This window comes from Streptomyces sp. NPDC001093 (genome assembly GCF_040298985.1).
GTDB lineage: Bacteria > Actinomycetota > Actinomycetes > Streptomycetales > Streptomycetaceae > Streptomyces.
In genome coordinates this window covers 1-7,485 of sequence record NZ_JBEPBF010000235.1, presented here as the reverse complement: position 1 = coordinate 7,485, position 7,485 = coordinate 1, and the positions used below count along the sequence as shown (strand labels likewise).

Sequence of the window (7,485 nt, the reverse complement as noted above, 5' to 3'; positions counted from 1 at the left end):
GCCCGGCATCGAGGACGTCGTCGGAATCGTCGTCACCGCGCACCTCCGAGGGGCATGCCGCCGCCCGACTCGCCGACGGCCACGAGCAGCCCGGACAGCGCGGCGCCGGAACGAGCCAGGGTCTGGGCATGCCCCCCGACCGTGCGGGCGGCCGGAATCGCGGTGAGCACCCGCCATACGTCGGGCAGCCCGTGCAGGGCGAGGAGGTCCGCGCCCCAGACCACTGCGCCGTCGCGGTCGGTGAGGGCGACCGCGATGTCGGCGCAGCGCAGCCCCGCCAGCACGTCACGCTCGTCGGCCGTGCGGACCCGGGCGACGGCGAGCACCGCGCCGGCGTCGCCGCGCGCCTGGTACACCACGTCGTCCAGCGGCCGGCGCGCGTCGACGACCCGGTCGGCGAGGCCGGTGAAGTCCTCCAGGGCGGGGTCGTCCACGAGCACCACGCGCAGGCGGGCGCGGCGGGCCGCGTCCAGCACCGGTTCGGCCCACGGGTCGGCCTCGCCCTCGTCGGTGCGCAGTGCGCTGGAGTGCAGGACGACCGTGCCGGCCATCTCCAGCCGGCGCAGCCGGTCGGGGTCGCGGACCAGGACCCCGGTGCGCGCGAGCGCGGCGCTCAGCAGCGCGTGGAAGGCGGCGGGGCCGTAGCGGGCGGCCTTCGGCGAGCCGGCGAGGACGGCCTCCGCCGCCTCGGTGATGTCGTGCTTGACCAGCAGGGTGGCCGCGGCGCCCAGCACGCTGCCCGCGGAGGCGTGCTCGGCGTACTCCTGGGCCGGGGACTCCCGCAGGGGCGGGCGGGGAGCGCCGTCCGCCGGGAGGCTGACCCGCCCGGGCGCGCACAACTGGTCGTGCACCGCGTCGAAGGCGGCGGAACGGGCCACGGTCTCGGCGACCTGGCAGGCCCGCAGGGCGCCGTCGAGGACGAGGGAGGTGGGGGTCTGTCCGGCTCCGTGGACCGTGGCGTTCGCGCAGGCCAGCAGGAGGTCCATGCCGGTGTCCCCGAGCCGGGCGCGCAGCAGGGCGCGAAAGCGCGGGTTCTCCCGCAGCAGCGTGACCACCGCGGTGGCCAGGCGCGGCGCCGGCGGCAGCCGGAGCGCGCACGCGGTGACCGCGCCGGCGATGCCCACCGTGTCGGCGGCGAGCGTGGCCGCGGCCGCGCGCACCCCGGCCGGGTCGGCCGGATGCGTGGTCTCCTCCACGTCCCCGGCGGCCAGGAGCAGTCCGTGCCCCTCGGCCAGTTCGGCGGCGTGGTCCATGATCTGGTCGGTGGCCTCCTCCTCGGTCGCGGTCACCACCAGACGCGCGATTCCCTGGTCCCAGTACGCGACGAGCACGTCGGGCCGCTCGGCCAGGGACTCGGCCACCCGGCGCGCCAGATGGGCGGTGCCGCCCGCGCGCCGCACCTGCTCGTGCTCCACCGGCCGCAGGGCGAGGTGGGTGCGGGCGCCGGCCCGCCAGTGGTCGCCGGTGCCGGGCAGCGCGTTGCGCGCGACCCGCGCCACCCGTACGGCGGCGTCCGCGCCGCGCACTCCGGCGCGCGCCGTCCCCGCGGCGGCGCCGGCAGCCGCTCCGACCGCCGGCGCGAGCAGCCGTGGTGCGGCGGGCAGCAGCCGTGCGGCCGCCGAGGGCACCGTCAGCAGTCGGAGCGCCATGGCCCTCCTCAGAGTGTGGTGCGGTCGGGCCGCGCCGTGGGTCCGAGCGGCCCGGTGGACGGCTTGCCCACCGCGTCCTCGGCGCTGCGGGTGGTCCGGGCGCTGCCGGAGGTCCGCGTGGTCCCGGATGTCCCGGCGCCGCCGGACGACCCCGTGGTGCCGGACGCACGGCTGGTCCGGGATGCCTGGGCGCCGCCGCCCGTCCCGGCACGGCCGGTCTTCCCGGCGGTGCTCGATGTCCGGCCGGTCCGGGATGCGGTGGCGCTTCCGGGCGTCGCGGTGCCGCGGGCCGTCCGGCTGCTTCCGTGTGCCCCGGTGGTGCTGCCGGACGTGCGGCCGCTTCCGTGCGTCCCTGTGCCGCCGGCGGTCCGGGTCTCTCCGGAAGCCTCGGCCGCCCCGGCAGCCTCGACCCCGGCCTCGGCGGCCCCGGCGTCCCAGGCCCCGCCGGAAGGCCCGGTATCCGCGGCGGCCTCCGCCCGACCTCTGCCGCCGGCGCCCCGGGACCGCCCGCCGTGGCCGGACCGCAGGGCCGCGGTGCCGAGGTCATGGGCGGGCTCGGGACCGTGCCCGGCCCCGTTCCCGCCGTCCGCCGGATGCTTGGGCCGGGGTTGGGTGAGCCAGGCCACGGCCGCGCCGGTGAGGGCCACCGGCCACTCCACCACGCCTGCGGCGCCGAGCACTCCGGCCCCCGCGTACACCGCGATGCGCCGCCCGCGGGGCGAGACCGCGCCGACCTTGTCCAGGGTTCCCTCGGCGGCCCTGCTCACCATCCCGGCGCCGGGCACCCTGCGCAGTACCGAGGCGGCGCCGCGCAGGGGCGCCGTGAGGGCCGACGACGACTTCTGCTCAGCCATGACTCTCCTCGGGTGAGATCGTCTTGCGTGCTCCACCGAGTGCCCGCTACCGCGCTGGTCATCCCCGTTTCTCCCCCGGGGGTGCCCATTTCCCAGGGAACGCCTCGCACCGCGCCCGCGCCACCCGCACCGCGTGAACACCTCGCCCCCGACGCCTCGGCGACCGCCGCGGAACAAGCCCCCGGGCACGGCCTGGACGAGGACGTGGTGGCCCTCGGGGTTCAGGTGCGGCCGGTCCTCGGCCTGGAGGGCGGGCGGCAGCCGGGCCGGTGCCGAGGGGTCGCGTACCGCACGGCCGCAGTCGATCACCGCGTCGGAGTGGCCGGGGCTGTGGATCCGGGCGATCACCCGCGGCCGGGAGCCCTCCCGCTCCCCGCCGGGTCGTCGTACAGCGCGTTGCCGCCGAAGGGCGTGCGGGTCGCGCCGGGGTGGTGCCGGTGTCGTCGACGCCCTCGAAGAGGATGGTGGAGATGCCGCGCAGGAAGGTCCGCCTGTGCGACGCCTGTGCCCGCCGCAACGCGGTGGGGCGGGGTCGCCCCCGGACGCCGTCGGAGCCGAGGTCGCTCGAACGCCGGACCACCGGACTAAGGGCGCCAGGAGTCGTTGTATCCGGGATGGCCGGCGTACGGCACGGCGAGCAGGCGCAGCGTGGTGCAGGGCGAACGAGGAGGACGGCCCTGGTGGCAGGTGCGGCACGTGCCGTCGTCCATCATGCGGTGCTCGTCCAACAGAGCCTGCTTCGCCTCGAGTTCGCGCAGCACCCGGGCCGGATCGTGCCGGGCCACATGGGTGAGCAACTGCACGGGATCGTCGGCGCCGAACTGCACCATGGGTGTGTGCGTGGTCCTGCCGTCCCAGGACGTGAGCACCTGCTCGATCTCGTCGGCCATGACACCCCAGACCGCGCCGGGTGCACCGGCGATCGCCTCCCGGGCCACCCGTTCCTCCTCCTGGAACCGGGTGCGCAGGAACTGTTCGAGAGCCACGGCCGTCATGCGGCACGCTCCCTTCGCCCCACCGAGGCGGCCAGCTCCCGCTGATAGCCCGCATAGGCGGCGCGCAGGGCCTCCCCGGGCCAGTCGGCGGGGAGGAGTCCGGGGGGCAGGACGGGGTCGGTGAGCAGGTGGCGTACGGCCGCGGCGTACGCGGTGAGGCGGTCCGCCGGGGTCCGGGCGGCCGCGGTGCGGGCGAGCAGTGTCCGCGCGGTGGCCGCCCAGGCGTCCACCGGCCAGAGCCGGGCGACCAGCTCGGGCGCGGGCTCGTCGGGCCGCGCGGCGTACGTCCGGGCGACGGAGCCCAGCATGTCCGGCAGAGCGCGGTCGAGGTTGGCCGGGCGCAGCCATACGCCCTCGCGGAGTTCCGCGAGGCGCAGGGCGGCCAACCGGGCGCGCAGATCGGCGCGTTCGGCGGGGCCGCGGCCGCTCGCCGTGATCACCACCATCTCCCAGTCGCCGTCCCACGCGCGCGTGCCCGGGCGGAGCGCCTCGTCCTGGCGCCGCTGGCGTGCCAGCAGCCGGTCGCTGAGCCGGTAGACGGCGTCGGTGCGGCGCAGGTCCCCCGCGGCCACCATCCGGCTCAGCGCGGCCCGCAGCGTGGAGCCGCCGACACCGAAGGGCTCCACCAGCCGGACCAGGTCCTTCACCGGCAGCTCCGCCGGGTGCGCGCCGAGGAGCAGGCTCAGCACGACCGACCGCGCGGACAGCGGCCGCAGGCCTGCCTCCTCCGGCTCGGACGAGACGTTCATGGGCATGGACACGTACTCTACGTGCCCCCTCTTGTTGCAGTATTGCTACGACCGCAGCGAGAGTGCAACATGCTCCTATGGTCTCGATTCCCGCCCCGTCTCAGTCGCAGGCGCAGTCACCGGCACAGTCGGCGTCACCGTCCCAGCCCCAGCCTCGGTACGCCACGCACGAGGTCACCAACCAGGCCCCGCCCCTGGCCCCGTACGACACCTCCGACGATCCGGTCCTGCTGGAGGGGCTGCGCCGGGAGGGCGCCGGGTGGGCCGAGGACGGCATCCGGCGCCTGGGGGTGCGCGCCGGCAGCGCCGAGGCACAGGAGTGGGGTGAGCTGGCGAACCGGCACGAGCCGGTGCTGCGCACCCACGACCGCTACGGCCACCGGGTCGACGAGGTGGAGTTCCATCCCAGCTGGCACCACCTGATGCGGACGGCGGTCGCCGAGGGCCTGGCCGGCGCCCCGTGGGCGGACGAGCGGCCCGGCGCGCATGTGGCCCGTACCGCGGGCGGGCTGGTGTGGGGGCACACGGAGGCCGGGCACAGCTGCCCGACGTCGATGACGTACGCCGCCGTGCCCGCGCTGCGCGCACAGCCGGATCTGGCCAAGGTCTACGAACCGCTGCTCACCAGCCGGGAGTACGACCCGGAGCTGCGCGTGCCGACCGAGAAGCCGGGTCTGCTCGCGGGGATGGGCATGACCGAGAAGCAGGGCGGGTCGGACGTCCGGACGAACACCACCGTGGCCACGCCGACCGGGGAGCCCGGTGTGTACACGCTGCGCGGGCACAAGTGGTTCACGTCGGCGCCGATGTGCGACGTCTTCCTGGTCCTGGCACAGGCCCCGGGCGGTCTGTCGTGCTTCCTTGTGCCGCGGGTGCTGCCGGACGGCAGCCGCAACACCTTCCGCATCCAGCGGCTGAAGGACAAGCTGGGCAACCGTTCCAACGCCTCCTCCGAGCCGGAGTTCGACCGGACGGTGGCCTGGCTGGTCGGGCCGGAGGGGCGAGGGGTGAAGACCATCATCGAGATGGTCAACTGCACCCGGCTGGACTGCGTGATGTCCTCGGCGACGCTGATGCGCAAGACGCTGGTCGAGGCGGGGCATCACGCCCGGCACCGCGGCGCGTTCGGCGCCCGGCTGATCGAGCAGCCGCTGATGCGCAACGTCCTGGCCGACCTGGCGCTGGAGTCGGAGGCGGCGACGACGCTCACGCTGCGGCTGGCCGGCGCGGCCGACCGCGCGGTGCGCGGGGACGCCGGGGAGCGGGCCTTCCGGCGGATCGCCACCGCCGTCGGCAAGTACTGGGTCACCAAGCGGGGCCCGGCGTTCACCGCCGAGGCCCTGGAGTGCCTGGGCGGCAACGGCTATGTCGAGGATTCGGGCATGCCCCGGCACTACCGGGAGGCTCCGCTGCTGTCGATCTGGGAGGGCTCGGGCAACGTCAACGCGCTCGACGTACTGCGCGCCTTCGGCCGCGAACCGGACACCGCCGAGGCCCTGTTCGCCGAACTCGCCCTCGCGCGCGGGGCGGACGCCCGCCTGGACACGGCGGTGGCCGCGCTCAAGGACCAGTTGGCCGAAACGGACCAGGTGGGCGCCCGCCGGCTGGTCGAGCGGATGGCGCTCGCGCTGCAGGCCTCCCTGCTGGTGCGGCATGCCCCGCACCCGGTCGCGGACGCCTTCTGCGCGAGCCGGCTGGGCGGCGACTGGGGGCACGCGTTCGGCACGCTGCCCTCCGGGACCGACCTCGGCACGATCCTGGAGCGGGCCCTGCCCGGCCTGAACTGATCCCCTCCCCCGGGCGCCGGCGCTCCACTCGGCGGGCGGGCGCGCGCGGTTCGCACCCTGGCCGGTGACAGCCGACGGATCGCACACAGTCAGCGCCCCACTCCGGACCGTTGTCAGTGCCGTGGTGCACACTCGCGATCAGGTGGCACTCGCCCGGGGAGGACAACGTGTTCACGGGGATCGACGAGGTCGACTGGGCCTCGCTGCGGCACGCGTACGGCAGCGCGGAGGACGTGCCCGGCTGGTTACGGGCGCTGGCGTCCGCGGACACCGCCGAGCGGGCGACCGCGCTCGACGGGATGTACGCCGCGCTGCACCACCAGGGGTGCGTGTACGACTCGACGCTGGCCTGCGTTCCGTTCCTGCTCTCGCTCGTGGCCCGCGAGGAGGTGCGGGACCGGTGCGGCATCGTGGAACTGCTGGTCGGCATCGGTGCGGAGAGCGCGGACGGGGACCCACGCGCGCGGGAGGCCGTGTGCGCGGGCGCCGAGGTGTTCGTCCGGCTCGTCGAAGACCCGGACCCGGCGGTGCGCCGGGCGGCCGCCTCTGCCCTCGTGCACTTCCTGGCCGCGCCGGCCCGGGTCCTGGACCTGTTACGGCAGCGGCTGCGGGCCGAGCGGGAGGAACGGGTCCTGCTCGCCCTCCCGGAGGCGCTCGCCCTGTTCGTCCGCCGGCACCCCGCGCACGCCGACGCCGCGGTGGACCTCCTGGCCGAGCAGAGCGCGCCGCCGTACGCGCCGGGGCTGCGGCTCGCCGCGCTCGGTCAGCTGGCGCTCGTCGCGCCCGCCCGGCTGCCCGCCGGCCTGGTCCCGACGGCGGTCCGGCTGCTGCGGGAGCGCTCCGCGCACCGCGCCCGCGTCCCCGAGCCCTGCGCCGCCGGCTCCCTCGTCGGACGCATATGGCGGCTGCGCCCGTCCGACGAGGAGGGCTCCCGGCTGCTGCGCACCCTGCACACCGCGCTCGGTGACCGCGTGGACGACCGGATCGCGCTGCTCGGCGGGCAGTTGACCGGTGCGGACCCGGTGGACCGGCGCCATGGCGTGTGGATGGCGGCGACGCTGCTGCGCGGCTGGCGCGGCGACCACAGCGGCACGGTCCGGCTGCTCGGCGCCCAACTGGCGGCGGAACAGGACTGGTTGCGGGACGCGGCGGCCGCCGTGCTGGCGGAGCTGTACGCGCTGGCCGCGCCCGCCGCCGGCGACCTGCACACCCTGGTGTGCGCCCGGCCCGACCTGTGGACGCACCGCGTGGAGCGCGGCTCCTGCGCGCTGGGCGATCCGCTCAAGGCGCTGGCCAGGACCGGCGATCCGCGGGCGGTCCCCGCCCTGGCCCACCTGCTGGCCGGCCCGGCCGCCCCGGTGGACCTGGGGTTCGCACTGGCCCACCTGGGCGCCGCCGCGGCCCCGCTCGCCCCCGCGGTGCGACACCGGCTCGGGCGGATTCCGCCGACC

General features: G+C 76.5%; 4 protein-coding genes and 2 pseudogenes. 2 read left to right on the top strand and 4 right to left on the bottom strand.

Going from position 1 to position 7,485, the window contains the following annotated elements; genetic code table 11:
- Positions 1-56: 56 nt before the first annotated feature.
- The 4 genes and pseudogenes from ABT288_RS48750 to ABT288_RS48735 all read right to left on the bottom strand — a co-directional run.
- A pseudogene (locus tag ABT288_RS48750) lies at positions 57-1,649 on the bottom strand (cation-translocating P-type ATPase); the annotation flags it as partial.
- 8 nt (positions 1,650-1,657) lie between these two features.
- Positions 1,658-2,503: a hypothetical protein gene (locus ABT288_RS50470; protein WP_502973020.1), complete on the bottom strand. Its 846-nt coding sequence runs from the start codon at positions 2,501-2,503 to the stop codon at positions 1,658-1,660.
- Positions 2,504-3,087: 584 nt separating this feature from the next.
- On the bottom strand, positions 3,088-3,498 hold the full coding sequence (locus tag ABT288_RS48740) for a DUF6221 family protein (protein WP_351623176.1): 411 nt from the start codon (positions 3,496-3,498) through the stop codon (positions 3,088-3,090).
- Positions 3,495-4,253: a PaaX family transcriptional regulator C-terminal domain-containing protein gene (locus ABT288_RS48735; protein ID WP_351623175.1), complete on the bottom strand. Its 759-nt coding sequence runs from the start codon at positions 4,251-4,253 to the stop codon at positions 3,495-3,497. The genes ABT288_RS48740 and ABT288_RS48735 overlap by 4 nt, the downstream gene beginning before the upstream one ends.
- A gap of 71 nt (positions 4,254-4,324) precedes the next feature.
- Between ABT288_RS48735 and ABT288_RS48730 the strand changes: the two genes are divergently transcribed.
- Together ABT288_RS48730 and ABT288_RS48725 are read left to right on the top strand one after the other, a co-directional pair.
- The gene (locus ABT288_RS48730) at positions 4,325-6,034 is read left to right on the top strand and encodes a DNA alkylation response protein (RefSeq protein WP_351623173.1); all 1,710 of its coding nucleotides are present in this window, start codon (positions 4,325-4,327) and stop codon (positions 6,032-6,034) included.
- A 167-nt stretch (positions 6,035-6,201) separates the two neighbouring features.
- Positions 6,202-7,485 (top strand): annotated as a pseudogene (locus ABT288_RS48725) (HEAT repeat domain-containing protein); the annotation flags it as partial.